Here is a 17,852-nt window from a genome sequence, read left to right on the forward strand (position 1 = left end):
ACCCCACCCGCCCTATCGGGCACCCCCCTTTCATCCCCCCTTGACAAGGGGGGACAGAGGGGGGTAGGAGGGTTAGGGAGGGGTAGTTCACTTCTAGCTTGGGTTTCTAAAAACTCCATTAACTGCACCAGTTGAGGAATTAATGCTTGGGTTAAAGGTTTTTCTACTCCCCCAACTCTTGTCGCCCGGACATCAGCTAATCCCATCCCATAAGCAGAGAGAACTCCAGCATAAGGGTGAAGAAATATCTTTTTCATCCCCAAAGTATCAGCAATTAAACAAGCAACTTGTCCTCCTGCTCCTCCAAAACAACAAAGGACATATTCGGTAACATCATACCCGCGTTGTAGACTAATTTTTTTAATCGCATTTGCCATATTATCCACAGCGATCGCAATAAATCCAGCTGCTACTTGTTCGGGAGTGCGAGTGTTTCCTGTGACAGTTGAAATTTCTTGAGCTAATTGTGTAAATTTTTGAGTAACAATATCTTTATCTAATGGCAAATTGCCATCTAATCCAAAGACAGAAGGAAAATATTGAGGATGAATTTTACCTAACATGACATTAGCATCAGTAACCGCCAAAGGACCGCCACGACGATAGCAAGCGGGTCCTGGATTTGAACCAGCAGAAGCAGGTCCGACGCGATAACTAGAACCATCAAAAAATAGAATTGAACCGCCTCCAGCAGCGATTGTATGAATAGCTAGGACAGGAACTCGCATTCTCACCCCAGCAATTTCCGAATCTAATTGTCGTTCATACTCTCCTTTAAAATGGGCAACATCTGTACTTGTCCCTCCCATATCAAAAGTAATAACTAACTCAAAACCTGCTCTTTTGCTTGTTTCTACTGCACCGACAATTCCCCCAGCAGGACCACTCAAAATACTATCTTTTCCTTGAAATTGTTCGGCTGCAACTAAACCTCCGTCAGATTTCATGAACATTAATCTGACTCCAGGTAGATGACTAGCTACTTGGTTGACATAGCGACGCAGAATAGGAGTTAAATAAGCATCGACTACTGTTGTATCCCCCCGGCTAACTAACTTCATTAAAGGACTTACTTGATGGGATACAGAGATTTGAGTAAATCCGATTTCTTGGGCGATTTGGGCGACTTGTTGTTCGTGGTGGGGATAGCGATCGCTGTGCATAAAAACAATCGCACAACTACGAATTCCTGTGTTTAACAGTGCTTGTAAGTCGTTTTTGACTTGTTCAATATTTACGGGAGTTAATTCTTTTCCATTAGCGTCATAGCGTTCCGAAACCTCAATCACCTGCTCATAAAGCATGGTTGGTAAAATGATGTGACGGGCAAAGATGTCAGGACGGTTTTGGTAACCAATCAAGAGAGCATCTTTAAATCCTTTGGTAATCAGAAGTGCAACTCGGTCTCCATTTCTTTCTAACAGTGCATTTGTTGCGACTGTTGTCCCCATTTTTACCACTTCTATTGCTTCAGTTGGAATGGGTGCATTACCTGAAAGATCCATGATATCTCGAATGCCTTGGATGACTGCATCTTGATATTGTTCGGGATTTTCTGAGAGTAATTTATAAACTATTACCCATTGCCCCTTAGGAAGAGGGACAATTAAAAAACGTTTGGGATGTTCTGAGAGTCCATCTATTATTGCCTGATTATTAGTAACAGCAACAATATCTGTGAATGTACCACCCCTGTCAGCAAAAACTTTCAACATGACTCAATTTCCTCAATACCTAGAGGTAGGATAACAAGGGGATTTGGAACGTTTCTACTTCGGGTGTGCAATATTTTACGACAGGTGTGGAATTTGATAAGTCTTAGGACTATTAGAAACGCCAAGATGTATCATTGACAAAATATACCAAAACTAGCATACTATAAAGATGAGTTTTTCACTAAAAGCAAACGTCAAAGCAAGTAGTGGTAATATTTTTGCAGATTTAGGTCTAGCTAATCCTGATGAGCTACTTGTTAAAGCAGAACTTGCACGTCAAATTAGCGAAATCATCACCAAACAGGATATGACTCAAATTGAAGCTGCGGAACTTTTAGGAGTGGATCAACCTAAGATTTCTGCCCTAATGAGGGGAAAACTATCAGGTTTTTCAACAGAACGACTTTTCCGATTTTTGAATGCTTTAGGTTGTGATGTGCAGATTGTGGTGAAGGCGAAACCAGAATCTCGAAAACACGCTCAGATAAAAGTTTATAGTCTGTAGTAGGATAAGTTGGCTTACCTGAAGCTGTTTTAGGAAAGGGTGAAGGCGATCGCCCCAAGGGCAGACTTCTGGCGGCGTATCGCCACGAACGAAAACGCACCGTCTTCGTTACGCTAATCCAACCAACTTGGTGCTTAAGTCCCAAAGTTTTTGAGCTTTTTTATCATCTAACGCCTCATTAGACATCTCTTGCTCAAAAGACTTGCGATTAGGTTTTTGTCGATTCCCCCAACTCCAATAGGAACCAGATTTGTTGTATTCAGGATCAGCGACGACTTCGGCGACGCGATCGCCCGCCAACTCCTCAGACACAAATCCTCCTGTAATGTTCTTCTGGAAAAGTGGGAAGAGTTTCTGGAACAGGGGAAAGTGGTTGCGGAACAAGCCTGTTGTTGCTACACATCCAGGATACAGAGAACTGAAAATAATACCTGTTGACTCATGGTAGCGCCGATGCAACTCCCGCATCGTCAACACATTGCAGAGTTTGCTATCCTTGTAAGCCTTACCAGATTTAAATTTCTTGTTGTTAATCATTGAAATCGGCGCTTTGAAACCTGCTTCAAAACCTTGGAGATCGCCCAAGTCTGGAGGTGCTGGAATCGGAATCTTACCTCCCAACTCCTTCGGATTAGCTGTCACAGTGCCTAAAATGACAAGTCTCGGTTCTTTCGCGCCTGAGTTTTTCAGATCCTCTAGCATAAGGTTACACAAGAGGAAATGTCCGAGGTGATTCGTAGCAACGCTCAATTCATATCCGTCTGGGCTGTACAAAGGTTCTTTTAATAAAGGCAGATAAACTGCAGCATTGCACACCAAAGCATCCAGGGATCTACCGGTTTCCCTAAAGTTCTTGACAAACTGGCGGACGCTCTCTAAGCTAGCTAGATCCAGATGTATGATTGTGTAGCTGTCGGGCGACATTCCTAAGCTTTGAGCCGCTTTTTCTGTCTTCGGGAGATCCCGACAAGCCATGACTACATACCATCCCTTTTGAGCAAGTGCTCTCGCGGCTTGCAAACCTACCCCCGATGATGCACCCGTGATCACAACCGTTGGCTTTTGATGTTGTTCCATTTTATTCACACTCCGTTGTCTTGACTGTCTACTAGGATCTCACGCCCTGGTTGTTAGATGTCAATTACTTGGAGTGAATGGCGACAATTATTTCAGAAGTAGTCAGTCCTCAGTCCTCAGGACCCTACGGGCGGCTGCAGCCACCCGCTATGATACATTCAATCTTTCAGTTCAGAAACTACCTAGGATAAATGTGTGATCTAGGTGCCACCCCTGGATTGACAATTCCTGCCAACTCTTCTTCAGACAATTTACTGATCTCAGTCTGTAGTTCTTCGACTGTGAAGTCATAGCCACGCTCTTTAGCAATCTTGATGAAGGCTTCTGGATTAGTTGCTGCTTTGAGTCTTTCCTTTAATACCTGATCTTGTTTGACAGCTTTGAAAAGTTGGGCAGCATTTGTCTGTGTCATAACAGTCTATCTCCTGTTTGAAATATCAGAGTCGAATGTAGTAATTTAACTCCTCTCCCGAACGTCAACTTCAATAAACGAGCCATTAACTAAGGTTATACACCTCAATCTTGAACTCAAGAGGAAAATGTATTATTGATTTTGAAAAAAAAATATAAGTTCATGTTAGGGTGAAATCGTCGAGGATGAATGAGATGAGCCAAAGGTTCAACGCGAGTGACTGCGCTGGTATAAAAAAGCCTGCCAAAGCAGGCTTGGTATATGTAGTCACACCCTTGCAGGTGACGGCTACCCGTTAACCGAACTGTATTGTGTTAACCCTCGTAATGACCGCCAGTCACTTTTCCCCGGAAAACAATGTACTGATAAAGGTTATAAAACAGCATCACGGGGATAAGGAAACCAATGAAGATAATCATAATGACAAGCGAACTGGGGTCAGCAGATGCTTCATAGATGGTAATCTTCACCGGAATGATATAGGGGAAAACAATCAACCCCAGTCCGAGAAATGTGAGAACGAAAAGAAGAATTGTCCAGAGAAAAGGCGCTCTTTCTTCTTGGCGATTCAAGCTTTTAAGAAGTTGCCAAATAAGCAAAACTCCCAATATTGGAATAACAGCAAATATGTAAACAAGTGGCTGCTGAAACAAGCGAGTCCTTGCACTTTCATAAAATATTGGTGTTGAAATTGTGATGAAAATGGCACCAATCAATGTTGTCAAAGCCGCAATTTTAGCAGTTTTGTAATGAGTTGTTTGCAACTCCCCTGTCGTTTTCCAAACAAGATAAGTTGAGCCAATAAGAACATATGCTTGAATTAAAGTCAGAGCCACCAGTACAGACTGCCAACTCAGCCAATCCCAAGATGTGCCAATAAAGTGACCAGTTTCATCAACAGCAATCCCTTTTAGCACAGCACCAAGGGCGAAACCTTGACCGAGGGCTGCAACAAAACTGCCAGCACCAAAGGCAAAATTCCAAAAGAATTTTCGGTTTGATAGCTCCCGAAACTCAAACGCTACAGCCCGAAATATAAACCCAAATATCATAACAAAAATTGGGATGTACAGCGCGTTGAGAATTGTGCCATAAGCGAGAGGAAATGCTCCAAAAAGACCTCCTCCCATAAGAACTAGCCAAGTTTCATTAGCATCCCAAATGTTGCTCAAGCTTGTCATTAAAATGCCACGGCGTTCTTCATCTTTTGAAGTTAAAGATAAGATACCTACCCCTAAGTCAAATCCATCTAGCATTACATAGAGCAACAAAAATAGGGCTAAAACGACAAACCATACCTGGGGCAGAAAATATGTTAACGTTTCCATACAACCTCAAGGAAATGTTGTGTATTGTTGAGAGCATCCTAAATGTGTTGATTCTCAAATTCAAAATTTCAAATCATCAATTCAAAAATTTTTGAATTTTGAATTTTGAATTTTGAATTTTATTTATTGTTGTGCCTCAACAGGACGTTCATCTGGTACAAACTCTGCTGGAGTTGTATCCACAGCAGGTCTATCGGGTTCAATTCCTGGGACAGGGAGTTCTAAATTTGGACCTCTACGAATAATGCGGCTACCAAAGTACAAAACCCCAACAAACAAAATACTGTAGACAACAGCAAAGCTAGTGAGTGAGACTAAGACATTGCTAGCAGGTATATTGGATGCCCCATCAACCGTGCGAATCTGCCCGTAGACAATCCACGGTTGTCGTCCAACACAACGCACAATCCAGCCGGAGTCTACAGCAATGTATCCTAAAGGAGCAGCAAAAACCCACGCACGCATCAGCCAACGCTGTTGAGCAATATTCTCTGCCGAAAGTTTACCACGTAACCACTGCAAAACACTCAATAGCATCAATCCTGCGAAGAAAAATCCAATCCCAATCATGATGCGGAAAGCGTAGTAAATTAAACCAATCATGTGAGGACGGTCTTCTGGTTTCCACTCACTCAATCCGCGTACTGGATATGTGAGTTTTTGCTTAAATTCCAAAATATATCCAAGGGCGTTGGGAACGGTAATTTCCCAGTCATTTTTCTGTGCTTTGTCGTTGGGTATAGCGAGCAAACTCCAATCCGCAGACTGTCCTGCAGGTGTTGTTTCCCACTGCGCCTCCATTGCAGCAAGTTTTGAAGGTTGATAGTGATAAACTTGTTCGCCACTCAAATGCCCGATGTAAATCTGCAATGGTGCAACGGCGATCGCCGCAGCCAAAGCAATCTTCAAAGACTTGGAAAAGAAAGCTTCATGACGACGATTGAGAATATACCAAGCACTAATTCCACCAATGACAAACAGGGAAGTCTCCAATGTGGCAAAGAACATATGGAGGACACTGTTTTTCATGAACGGGTTGGCGATCGCCGCAAAGTAATCATGAACAATAAACTTGCCATTGACAAGTTCCCCACCTGCTGGGGTTTGCATCCAAGAATTTGCTGTTAAAATCCACAGAGTTGATAAGTTTGCACCAACTGCAACCAGGATGGTGGAAACATAGTGAATTATCGGATTGACACGTTCCCAACCAAACAGCATAATACCTAGAAAAGCGGCTTCTAGCATAAATGCCCAAGAAGCTTCAAACCCAATGACGCTGCCAAAAAAGTTACCAGCTGCTTCCGAAAAACGTGACCAATTGGTACCGAATTGAAACTCCATTGGGATACCAGTTGCGACACCAATTCCAAAATTTAGCACGTAAAACTTAGACCAAAAGCGAGCATGAAGGTAGTAGTCAGGATTACGAGTCTTGAGCCACACTCCCTCAACAATAACTAGATAAATTCCCATACCTGTCGTTAAGACGGGCCAGAGCATATGGAATAATGCAGTCAATGCAAACTGCATCCGTGATAACACAACAGAATCAGATAAAAATTCCACAAGCTATCCCCCTATATTCAGCCAAAATCTACGGATAGATTCCCTTGTATAGTATTGCAACAATCCTTAACAGTGCGTTTTTTGAGAAAAATTTAAGGTTTGACAAGGCGTAGTAGACTTCAGCATCATCAACGCGATATTTTCTCAAGGCTGGCGATCGCCCAAGGGGGAGCGGAGGCGATCGCTTTTACTGCAACTTACTTGTTAAGATTTGCGGCGGTTGGTGAAAGGATTTTGTCATCATTGAAATTCATTTTCTTCAGGCTAAGCCAGATCAACCATCTCCTGACCATTACGACTAAGGGTGAGAGACCCAACACTTTCGGGAAATTGCCCAATGAGTTTACCGCCCATGTCCCCCACGCAGTTTTTATACTTAGTGGGTGGGTTAGTTTCTTTAGTTTTTCGCCACCCAAAAACCTATTTTATGGAACCCCCACTGTAATACACAATCTAAAATTTTGATGCGATAAAACACCCTGGTAATACAATGAACCGTCTCAAGGCTATTAGTCCAGAAACTATAAATTTAAATAACGGGCGCTTACCCATATAAAACCAACCGAAAGGCAATTCTGATAACTTTGTAGTCGGCAGATGCCCTTTAGGTGCATTTAGGGAAAAGGTCAGGTCAGAGTAACATAACCACTTGCCTTGTACACGCCATCCAACCCTATCAGCCAACAAGCGCTCTGTTTTATAGTTTACTTTGCCGCCAACCTCTAACCAGATATGTTTCTGCACACTAAAGCCAAAGTGCCCGTTGCTGTATTCTACCCAGAGTGCATCAATGTTGTGTAAGACTGGATTGAGAAAGATGTCATCAATAAGAGTAACAGCGATATTAATGTTTTTGTATTCAATTTTTGTACCTATCGCTTTTAGCAAGATAGCAGTAGTTTCCCGATCGGCTTCCTTCCAATTGCCTGCTTTTAGCAAGTCCCGTAGCTTAGTATAGTCAAAGTCTTTTTGAACATTGATACTATCAGGTGCCTTCAATAACTCTGAGGCTTGAAATACTGTAGATAGGAGTGAATGAATCTTTTTCGGTTTAATTAAAATATTATCACGATAGCAAACTAATCGGTATCCTTTCGCTGCCATGCAGAGATTTTTCTCGGCTTTTAAGAAGTCATTAATTTTAGAATCAAAAACGTCAATATTTTGCTTGGTCTCTTTTTTCTCATGTCCAAATACTTTACAAATTCTTTCAAAAATTTTACGCAAAATTGACTTTGCTTTTACTTTTACTGAGAATTCTGGTAATTTTAAATCTTCCGAAGCAAAAATAATCATGGTTTGTGACTGATTGCTTATTGATAGACCATTTGAGGAGACTGTGCTATCTTGAGAGCCATTAAGGTTCCAATTGTGACTATGAAAATCAAAAATAGCATAAAAATGGCCTTGATTGTCTTGCTTGCTTATGAGAATATTTTTCATTTTTTTTGTTTCTCTTATCGAGAAAATCAGTCTATACAATAGCTCTAAAATCATTAATAGGTCATTCCAAATGTTTTTGGCTCTTGGTCTGATTTCTTCAAATAGAGGTAAGCCTTCAAGAATGGGTTTAATATTTTTATTTTTATCCGTTTTATAAAAATCTAAACCCAGATTAGCGGCAACTCTTTTAAGTTTTCTGGTTCGACGGTTACGAAAAAATGAAAGAAATAAAATTTCAAAAATTCTAGTACAGGTTATAGTAATAATTAGCCCTATGAAAGACCCGAAGGTTGGGTGAAAAGCCCAAATTAATAATTGGATAGAGTAGACTAAGGCTTTAAGGAAAGTAAAGATTTGAGAAAGTCGATAAGTATTCATATCAGATACCTTGGAGTTTTCAGTAATAAAGTTAAGCGTGAGCAGCTATTTTTTTTGTTTTTAGTACCTAAACAAGGACTTTAACAACAATAATGAATATACAAAAATTATTAAACCTAACACAGAGAGAAATCCCTGCTGAGAAATAATAAGTTGCAAAGAAAAAACAAAAGCTAATATAACATAAGGAATTCTTTGGAATATTGTTAGCAAATGGTCTCTACGTCTTCGCTTAAGGCTATCCCGCACAAACATCTCCTCGGCTTTGTTCAGCCAGTTGTTGTCATCAGAATTCAACACCTGTTGCAAGCCCTCAAGGTATGGGTCACGATGCCAAAGAAAATTTGATGCAGTCTGAGTTTTTAAAGATTCTTGACGATTCCAAAAACTTTCACCTTGCTTAAAGGTAATCAATTCACCAGACTCTGTTAAAGACTGCTGAAATTGCCAACGTTTTTCAGCAGAAGAGAGGCGGCGTTGCAATAACAGAGTTTCTCGCTCATCTGCGATCCATTTCACAAGCATTTTCCATCCTGTGATTAAAACATCGTGGGCTGGTTCTGTATAAGGTTCACCCCCTGCTTCTTTTCCTTTAACAACTAGACGAGCTTGTACCAGATGTTCGATGACTTGCGCCACGCGCTGGTTTTTTTCAGAGCTTGAGTATATCAATTCTGAATCAGGTACTTGTCGCCGTGCTGACTCTCCACCCTCTACAGCCACCATCCGCAGCATTACTTGGCGTATCGTCTGCTCATAAGCGGGGTCTTTTGCAACTAGGTTCTCATATTCCTGGTTTGCACGTTGGGTTAGAGAACCAACGACTCTTCCTAACTCTTCGTAATCTTTCTTTGTTAAGGCGCGGTTATCCCTTCGCTGCTCTAAATATTTCAGATACAATTGACTGAGGGTGAAAGAAAGTAAGGGTAAAGCACCAGGCATTTGTACGACTTCGTTAATCAGTTCGTCTACTAAACTGGGAGGGTCGAAGTATACCACTTTTTCCGATGCTGGTTTCTCAATTACTGTTCGGAATTCATCTTGGGTCATGGGTGGGACAACAAACCGAGTCGCATTATTCCAAAAATCTTTGAGTACAGAGTTTTGGAACTGTGCTTCAAAGTCGAGCCGCAGGGTAATAACTACATGGACGTTTTGGGGATATTTGGCGATCGCATTTTTAATAAGTTTCTGAAATTGCTCTCGTTCCTTGTCACTCTTACAGAGAGTTATCAATTCTTCAAACTGGTCAACTGGTAGCAACAGCTTCGTCTTAGGATTAGTCTGACTCCAACGTTCAACGATGTTTGCTAAAGCTTGCTCATTTTTTGCCAGTTCCTCTGGTGTAACTATAGTTGCGAGCAACAAACAAATCTGTGCTAAAGCTTTCAAAGGACTTTCCCCTGGTCGTATGGGGTCTAAAATCTTAAATTGAAACTCATTTGAATTACGTAAACGTGGTAATAACCCAGCTTTCACTAAGCTAGATTTTCCTGTGCCAGAAACACCCAGCACAATTGTTAATGGCTGCTTATTGTCAATTGCTTTCTGGTACAGTTTTTCAACAAGGTTCTCTCGACCAAAGAATAAGTGACTGTCTTTTTCATCATAAGACTCCAGTCCTCGATAGGGATTATTGTTTAGGTTAAGTGGTGGTGCATCTTCCAATTTATCTCGGTCAAAGTCAGGCAACAAGAAGATGAATTCCCCTTTATCATGTTTTTTCAGCGGACACAAACCAGGAGTTTGTCGCTTGTAGTGTTTTTCTGTAAGGATTTCAACCTGATTCCGCAGATACGAGTAAAGCTCAGTTGCTGTGATGATACCATCTTTATTAAAGTCAGCACCTTCATCAGATCCCCCACGTAAGGCATCAAAAAGAGCTTTTGCAAAGGGAGAGTGAATCTCGTTCCCGTCGATGACTTTCCCTCGCTGTCCCAAAAAATCCAAAGCTTTTTGATCATCAGCCGCTGAAGTAATGACTTGCCAAGCTGCATCACTAATGAAACGGTCATAGCGTTCTTTATAGACTGTAACTTTGGGCACGATATCTCGCTTGAGGCTTGCCCAACGGAAAGCGCCTGCAAAGCAGCAATCTAAAATTGCTAACATATGCCGACACGGAAGTGCGTTGAGGGCATCGTGTAACTCTTGCATTGGCAAGTAGGTGTTGCTATCCCCTAATGTGGCATCTTGAGGAATAAGATAACCCACTGGTCCTTCTTGGTTTTCTAAAGCTTCCAAGGCGATTCCATGCCCAGCAAAGTAAAAGAGAAAGCGATCGTCCTTGTTCACCGTCACTTTTTCTTTGTCAAGAAATATTTGTCCTTTTTTAAAGTCTTCAATTAATTGCTTAAGCTTTTTGAGGGTAACGCGTTGATTCAATAGCAACTGGACTTCATACTTATTTTGCGCTTGATATTGCTGTTTGAGGTTTTGATGTTGCTCTTGGATAATTTGAGCGAGTTTGAGAGCATCTGGAGCTGCTGTTTCTAGCGCTGGAATGCCATTTTTATAGTTATTAATACCGATAAGAATAGCGAAATTACGGTTAAATTTATATTTTGACATGAAAATACCTTTTAAGCATATAAATACAAAGATCAGAAGGGAGCATCTCACTTTTGTAAACATAGACTGAACTACAAACTGAAGTTGCGGCTTTTCGGATTCTTTTCCTAGATATTTTTGCAAAACTCACATCTTGCACCTCACCGTATAAGCCCGTACAAACCAAAATCATGCACAATAAAGCTACATTATTTTTATTGGCTTCTCTCGCTAAATTAAGGTTCTTTTTTTAATACTGAGTGACTAAAAAACATAAAATTTTCTTGGTGCAAGATGTCAGAAAACTGAGATGCTCCCGGTGAGAAAGGCACTCATTTAGACAAGATAATGCCTAATGAGTGCCTTTTTGCTGTTTACTTCTGTTGTATGAGAGCCGCAACCAAAGCCTCTAAACCAACTTCTGTGAATTCAGTACCGAAGTAACTCATGTGGTCACAAGCGACTTCTGTGATCTTGGGAGGATGCGATCGCCCTTTAGGAATACTCGTGATACTATCCACAGTCACCGCAATATCATTCGGTACACCAAAGAAAGGCAAAGCTACAACTTTCTTAAATAAACTTTGTTGTAGCCGTTCTAGTACGCTGGATTTTTTCCCTGCTTGTTGCTCTAATGCTGCTGGAATAATAGAGGTATTGCCAGCGATAATCGAGTAGGGAATACCAGGATCGTCACTCGCTGCCAGAGAATTGATAAAATCGGAACCTGGATTCATCTGAGTCAAGGCTACTCTAATATTTTTTTCTAAAGCGCCCATCAGCATAGCTACCACTTTTGCAGGCCAAGCAACTAGAGAAAGACCGTTGAGTCCAATAGCCAGAGTGAATTTTACCCAATCTTCAACAACTGACCAAGGAGAACCTGCATTTGGTGTACCCAACATAAACAGGTGTTGGACGACTTTATTTCCTCCTTCTCGCTCAATAAACCAACGAGATACCAAACCACCCATTGAGTGAGCGATAATGTGCAGTTCTTTACCGTGATTTGCTCCCAAACCAACCTCTGCTAGTCGCCGTTTTAAAGACTGAGCATTCTGCTCAATTGAAGTATTCAAGTTTTCGTAGTCAAAGGTGAGAACTACATCGTAAAGTTCGCTGATAGAACGCTTTTGTCCATCTGCTTGCAATATGGGTTGTTTTATGGTGCTAACTAAACTTTCAGTATCGCCGGTAATCCCGTGGATGTAGAGGGCAATTCGTTTTGCTTGCGCCACTCGCTGCTGAACATCAGCCATATCGCGTTTATAGTCTACTTTCTTGTCGTCTCCCACCTCAGCCACGGCTAAAATGGGATACTTAAATTCCCGGCCAAAATTCTGGCTGATGACTTTTTGAAAGAAGATGCGAATAGATCCTTTCAGACTGCGCTCTCCCTGACTAACTGGTGCTGGTAATTGTTCTAGGATAATTTCTGTTTTGCCGTCTTGAGTTGTTGTACCACGACCTAAGGGCAAATAAAACTCACCGTCATAGCCGACAGGAAGAAGGTATTCATTGTCTGCTAGGGGAACATCAACTAATAATTTCAAAGGTGCATCTGGAGTGACTACTTTGTGGTCTGCAACGTCGATCAGTTCCAGTACACTTAATCCAGGGTCAGTACCGCGACTGGAAGTAAATTGGAAGGGTCGAGTCACTTCTGGATCTTCCCGCAGGATCGGAGGCACAATTTTATTCCCCAAATCTCGGCTGACTTGCGGTGTAGTTGTGAGGCGAGCATTCGCTACCAAACTGTTATGCGGCAGTAATTTCACCCCTGCGTCTAATTGTTGTTCTTGTTCTTGAGAAACTGGAATAGAATCCAAGGGGCGAACCGTAGTGATTGTGATTTCTTCAGCGTACCAATCGTCATATCTTGCTGAGTTTTTAGCTTCGATTTGACGGTTTTGAGTTCGATTCATCAAGCGCTCAAGGCTGCTTTGATTTGAGGAATCGATATCTCTTGATACAGGTGGTCGAGGAGCATCAAGTTCATCCTGATTTAGCAATCTAGCATCAAACTCGTTGTTACTAACAATCAATTTAATAATATCTTTGTACTCTGTAATTGAGAGTTCCCAGTACTCGTCTGGTACACTCAGTACCAAAGGATCTCCATCCAACGCCCAAGCTTCTTCTCCTGGTTGAAGCCTCACGCTACCTGCTTCAAAAAACGGAGCGCTAATAGCGAAATTGTCAGAAAGATTGACCAAAGCACAGTAAAGTGATTTGTTAGTTGTATTGGTGAGTTTTAGTTGAAATTCTGGCTTTTGCCACTCACCATCCCGATACTTATACTGCAAACGCAGCTGCTTTGATTGAGATGATTCCTCATCCTTAAAGATGAGTTCCATCTTCACGTCACCAGCTTTAATTTGAGTTGCTGCAGTATTTGAAAGTTCAGCAATTGTTGTCCAACGGGCAATATGTTCTAGGCGTTTAATTGCTTTGTCTGCGTTGTCTTTTGTATAACCATCAATTTGCTCTACAAGGGGTCGGTCATCTGTAGGTCTTGCTATCAAATACTGCTCATTGCGACACAACAGACGAAACTGGGCTTTGGCAAGTTCTTGCTCTTCGCGGATATAGGGTGAGGGTTGGTTATTATTAGACCCCGCTGTTTTTAGTGCGTCACGGGCTTGAGTGACTCCCGTTTCATCTCCCTCAAAATATACTCCTAAAGGGGGTAGCGGTAAACTGGTAACAACTGCTTTAAAAGAAGTGCCAGCAGCAGTCAGGTTTTGCACGCCCTCAATATCTATCTTGCTCTTGGTTGGTAATACCTTAGTGACTTTTGCTGTACCCACAGACTTTGACGGATCACGCAAATCGTCGATATTAGCGTCAAAGGGAAATAGTGCAAGTGAAGTTGTTTCGCCGTCTCGTGGTGGTTGAACCCCATGAACAGCACCGCCTTCAATCACCCAGCCATCGGTTTTGTCATTCTTAACAATAAAGTAGGGTTCAAGTTCGGCGATCGCTCCATCTAGAAAAAATTTGTTATCATCTTCTGGATTATTCACTTCCAACTGAGGAGACTGATCTCTGATTTGACTGCGGACTAAGGCATTTGTTCGCCCAAATAAATCCCGATAAGTCAGCTTCTTTCCATTGGTTTTGGAAAGTGTATCCATCAAGAAATAAGAGAAACTACCTCGGTGTTTGTCACCTCCGTAATATTCCTTGGCTGTTTGGTAGTCTTGACAAGCTGCTAGCAGAACGTGACGACCTTTGGGTATGTTCCAGCCTGTGGGGTTATCTTCAGGTTTAACCTCACGAGTTCCTAAAAGTCGATTTAAGTCATCCAGCGTAAAAATAAAACTATCAAGTGGGCGTTCTCGCTTGTCTGTGGGGAGACGACGTTCCTTGGTCTCTTGCATTGGGTCTCTTGTGCCGGAACCAGAGTGGCAGCAGTCCATAATAATGGTCATATGCGGGTTCTTTTGTGCTACTTGGGCAATCAATACTGCCAATTCTTTATCTGCCAAATCCCAGCCGCCTTCGGTACGACTGTCATAACAGACTAAAGTTTCATCAAAATGATCTGGCTCCAGTTGCCAAAATTCCTTTGGTGCTAACTCCTGAGAACCATGACCACTGTAATAAAACAGAACTATATCATCTTGCCCTGCAAGACTTAGATGCGAACGGAAGCCATCAATAACTGCCTTACGGGTTGCTTGTTCATCCTTGAGTGTTTGTAAATGCAGTTGATATTCTTGCTTATCAAAGCGTTCGTTTATATACTCTTCTATTGCTGTAATGTCATTAACGCAGCCTTGTAGACAGCGAATTGGAGCAGGATAATTATCGATACCAACTAACAAAGCATATAAATGACGAGTCATGATTATTTTTGTCTCCTAAAGCTATCATGTCTAAATTGATCGGCTCAGATGACGGCGTTTTTTGACCTCACCAACAGGCGTCTTGAATTAAAAATCAAGTTACGCATGAAGATTCTGGCTCTTTCTGCTTTATTTTTAATAGTTGTCAGATGCTAGGACTTATGCACTATAGAATCAAGTTGGCTCTAAGTCGCTGATAAGTGACGCCCACCATAATGAATTTCCCGCCAGCTTTTACTTAGTACATTTGGATTATGCAAATATTTTAAATAACGACAATGCCCCACGTTACACAAGCAACATTAGATGACATCCCGCAGATTGAAAATTTTCACTGTAGGTTGGGTTTCGTTCCTCAACCCAACCTACGAAATTTCAATTCCGAACCCTTTTTACGGTGACGTGTACTTAGTACATTTGGATTATGCAAATATTTTAAATAACGACAATGCTCCACGTTACAGAAGCAAGATTAGATGACATCCCGCAGCTTTGTGATTTGCTGACTATTTTGTTTACTCAGGAAGCAGACTTTCAACCAGACAGCGCCAAGCAATCACAGGGATTACGCCAAATCATCGAACACCCAGAAGTCGGACGTATCCTTGTTCTCCACGATGGCTCGACTATAATCGGTATGGTTAACCTTCTGTTCACTATCAGTACAGCTCTTGGAAGACGTGTTGCAATCCTGGAGGATATGATCGTTCATCCAGACTGGCGTGGCGGTGGTGCTGGGTCTACTCTCCTTCAGGAGGCGATCTCGTTTGCACAAGCATCTGGTTGTTCACGTATCACTTTGCTAAGCGATCGCGTTAACTCCTCAGCGATTCGTTTCTACCAGCGACATGGTTTCACGCTTTCTGATATGGTTCCTTTGCGTCTGCTGTTTCCCCAATGAGCAACTATAGACTCTAAGTCACTGATGGGTGTCACCCACCATACAGCAACTGACTCACTCACGGTAAACTCAACTGCGGATATTACTCTGGAGTCTGCATATGCTTATTCTCGATGCTCCTCAAGTTGAAGTCATCGTTGGAGAAAATGCGGTTCATATTTCTCAACTGCCGAAAGTATGGCAAGATATTGCACTAGGAAAGGCTGGTGTTGGACTGGCAAATCCACAGAGTTATGTTGAGATGGCGCAGTTGTTTCAATACAAGTTGCAGCAGGGAGACGTTGACTTATTCAACGAACGCCCAGAACTCGCTCACCTCAAACCATCATTTAAGGAGTTGTTTGGATTGTTGGCGCGGGAGACACTTGAGTTCTACGGGCAAGACTTTAAGGTTGAGAGATATCCAGATTTTGAAGCAATTTTGCGTGAATTTGAGTCAAAGGGAGCAGAGTTTTCTAACGAAGTCAAGGTTGCTCGCATTTGTCTGGAACTGTTTAATGAGTTCGATTATGAACTTCCCGCCAGCTTTTACCTAGTACATCTTGCTCCTATTTACCGAGATAGCGTTTTTGAAGAACGGGCTTTACGATTTGATCCGCGTGATACAGAACACAAGCGCGGTTGGGATGCTGTACTTCATGCTGGAAAAGTGTTCGCTGTGCAGATGAAGATACAAAGTATTGCTTCTAAATACGGCTTGACATATCAGCACGGTTGTGGTTGTGAATCCCACTTATCTTCTATTGATATGTCACTGGGAGCGTTTGACTATCAGTTAAATACTGAAAAGCGTCAGCGATGGATTCGCAGTTTTATTTGGACAACGTGGTATGAGTATGCATTTTTCCCGATTGTACCGAATACTAGATATTTAGTGTAGATGTCCACAGACTAGAAGTCTGACGCTATACAAAAAAAGCCTGCGGAAGCAGGCTTAAATAATTGTATTTTTGAAACGACTTTTATCGGACAGTCTGCAACGCCAAATCTTGGAACATTGGGGTGCTGAGGTAACGTTCGCCAAAAGAAGGCTGAATCATCACGATTAAACGACCTGCATTTCCTGGGCGTTTCGCGACTTGAATGGCAGCATATAAAGCAGCACCAGAGGATATACCAGATAACAAACCTTCTTCTGTTGCTAAGCGTCGTCCATAGGCGATCGCCTGTTCATCACTAACGGTGATCACTTCATCGACTAACTTTTTGTCGAGAACTTCTGGGACAAATCCAGCACCAATACCTTGAATTTTATGTGGTCCTGGTTGACCTCCGGAAAGGACAGGGCTGTTAGCTGGTTCGACGGCGATCGCCTGAAAACTGGGTTTACGTTGTTTGAGAACTTCTGCAACCCCAGTGATTGTTCCGCCAGTACCGACACCTGCAATCACAATATCCACTTCCCCATCGGTATCTGCCCAAATCTCCTCTGCTGTGGTTTCTCTGTGTATTTTGGGATTAGCTGGGTTGCGGAATTGTTGTAACATATAAGCATTAGGAGTGCTAGCGACAATTTCTTCGGCTTTACGAATAGCGCCTCGCATTCCCTCAAGCCCCGGTGTCAATTCCAAAGAAGCACCATATGCTCGTAGCATGGCGCGTCGTTCCAAACTCATTGTTTCGGGCATTGTCAAAACCAAACGGTAGCCACGCGCCGCCGCCACCATCGCTAGTCCAATTCCTGTATTACCAGACGTAGGCTCAACCAGAATGCTTTTTCCTGGCTTAATGAGTCCCTCGTCCTCAGCCGTCTTTATCATGCTTGCAGCAATACGGTCTTTCACCGAAGCTGCTGGGTTCATTCCTTCTAACTTCACAACAATCCTGGCTATACATCCCTCAGCTTGAGGGATTTTGTTTAGCTGAACTAAAGGAGTTCTTCCAATCAGTTCTGTAATGTCATGAGCAATCCGCATATTATTAACTCCTTACAAAGATACCTTTTCATCAGGGTGTGTAGAAATTAAGCTGTAACCAGTTAGTACATGAAGAGAAATTTGAAAAAGTTACTCTCATTCATTTTAAATGATTTGAAGATCATCACAGCTTTTGTGTTATTTTTGAACAAAATTCTAAAATATCAAATTTTGGATGTTTTTTAAAAAAACTCAACTATATATTTA

12 protein-coding genes are annotated in these 17,852 nt (G+C 42.0%); 3 read left to right on the top strand and 9 right to left on the bottom strand.

What is annotated here, in order from left to right; genetic code table 11:
* Window positions 1–1,715: hydantoinase/oxoprolinase family protein (locus tag DP116_RS16005; RefSeq protein WP_169156128.1), on the bottom strand; the 1,715-nt coding region annotated here is incomplete at its 3' end.
* 169 nt (window positions 1,716–1,884) lie between these two features.
* Here DP116_RS16005 and DP116_RS16010 point away from each other — a divergent pair.
* On the top strand, window positions 1,885–2,220 hold the full coding sequence (locus DP116_RS16010; protein WP_169156129.1) for a helix-turn-helix domain-containing protein: 336 nt from the start codon (window positions 1,885–1,887) through the stop codon (window positions 2,218–2,220).
* A 108-nt stretch (window positions 2,221–2,328) separates the two neighbouring features.
* On the opposite strand, the gene DP116_RS16015 is transcribed toward DP116_RS16010, so the two are convergent.
* From DP116_RS16015 to DP116_RS16045, 7 genes are all read right to left on the bottom strand, one after another.
* On the bottom strand, window positions 2,329–3,297 hold the full coding sequence (locus DP116_RS16015) for a protochlorophyllide reductase (protein ID WP_169156130.1): 969 nt from the start codon (window positions 3,295–3,297) through the stop codon (window positions 2,329–2,331).
* Window positions 3,298–3,475: 178 nt separating this feature from the next.
* Window positions 3,476–3,709 carry a Nif11-like leader peptide family natural product precursor gene (locus DP116_RS16020; protein ID WP_169156131.1) on the bottom strand — a complete coding sequence of 78 codons (234 nt, stop codon included), beginning with the start codon at window positions 3,707–3,709 and terminating at the stop codon, window positions 3,476–3,478.
* A 314-nt stretch (window positions 3,710–4,023) separates the two neighbouring features.
* On the bottom strand, window positions 4,024–5,037 hold the full coding sequence (gene cydB / locus DP116_RS16025; RefSeq protein ID WP_169156132.1) for a cytochrome d ubiquinol oxidase subunit II: 1,014 nt from the start codon (window positions 5,035–5,037) through the stop codon (window positions 4,024–4,026).
* Window positions 5,038–5,160: 123 nt separating this feature from the next.
* Window positions 5,161–6,606 (bottom strand): cytochrome ubiquinol oxidase subunit I, encoded by a 1,446-nt coding sequence (locus tag DP116_RS16030; protein WP_169156133.1) that lies wholly within the window; start codon window positions 6,604–6,606, stop codon window positions 5,161–5,163.
* Between the two features lie 453 nt (window positions 6,607–7,059).
* Window positions 7,060–8,427, bottom strand: coding sequence for a GUN4 domain-containing protein (locus DP116_RS16035; RefSeq protein ID WP_169156134.1), 1,368 nt, complete (start codon window positions 8,425–8,427; stop codon window positions 7,060–7,062).
* 60 nt (window positions 8,428–8,487) lie between these two features.
* Window positions 8,488–10,998 (bottom strand): nSTAND1 domain-containing NTPase, encoded by a 2,511-nt coding sequence (locus tag DP116_RS16040; RefSeq protein ID WP_169156135.1) that lies wholly within the window; start codon window positions 10,996–10,998, stop codon window positions 8,488–8,490.
* 353 nt (window positions 10,999–11,351) lie between these two features.
* Complete coding sequence (locus DP116_RS16045; protein WP_169156136.1) at window positions 11,352–14,828, bottom strand: DUF7379 domain-containing protein; 3,477 nt, start codon at window positions 14,826–14,828, stop codon at window positions 11,352–11,354.
* 448 nt (window positions 14,829–15,276) lie between these two features.
* Between DP116_RS16045 and DP116_RS16050 the strand changes: the two genes are divergently transcribed.
* Window positions 15,277–15,729 carry a GNAT family N-acetyltransferase gene (locus DP116_RS16050; protein ID WP_169156137.1) on the top strand — a complete coding sequence of 151 codons (453 nt, stop codon included), beginning with the start codon at window positions 15,277–15,279 and terminating at the stop codon, window positions 15,727–15,729.
* Between the two features lie 100 nt (window positions 15,730–15,829).
* On the top strand, window positions 15,830–16,609 hold the full coding sequence (locus DP116_RS16055; protein WP_169156138.1) for a hypothetical protein: 780 nt from the start codon (window positions 15,830–15,832) through the stop codon (window positions 16,607–16,609).
* 82 nt (window positions 16,610–16,691) lie between these two features.
* Here DP116_RS16055 and cysK read toward each other — a convergent pair whose 3' ends face one another.
* Window positions 16,692–17,645: a cysteine synthase A gene (cysK, locus tag DP116_RS16060; RefSeq protein WP_169156139.1), complete on the bottom strand. Its 954-nt coding sequence runs from the start codon at window positions 17,643–17,645 to the stop codon at window positions 16,692–16,694.
* Between the last annotated feature and the right edge of the window lie 207 nt (window positions 17,646–17,852).

It is taken from the genome of Brasilonema bromeliae SPC951, assembly GCF_012912135.1.
GTDB lineage: Bacteria > Cyanobacteriota > Cyanobacteriia > Cyanobacteriales > Nostocaceae > Brasilonema > Brasilonema bromeliae.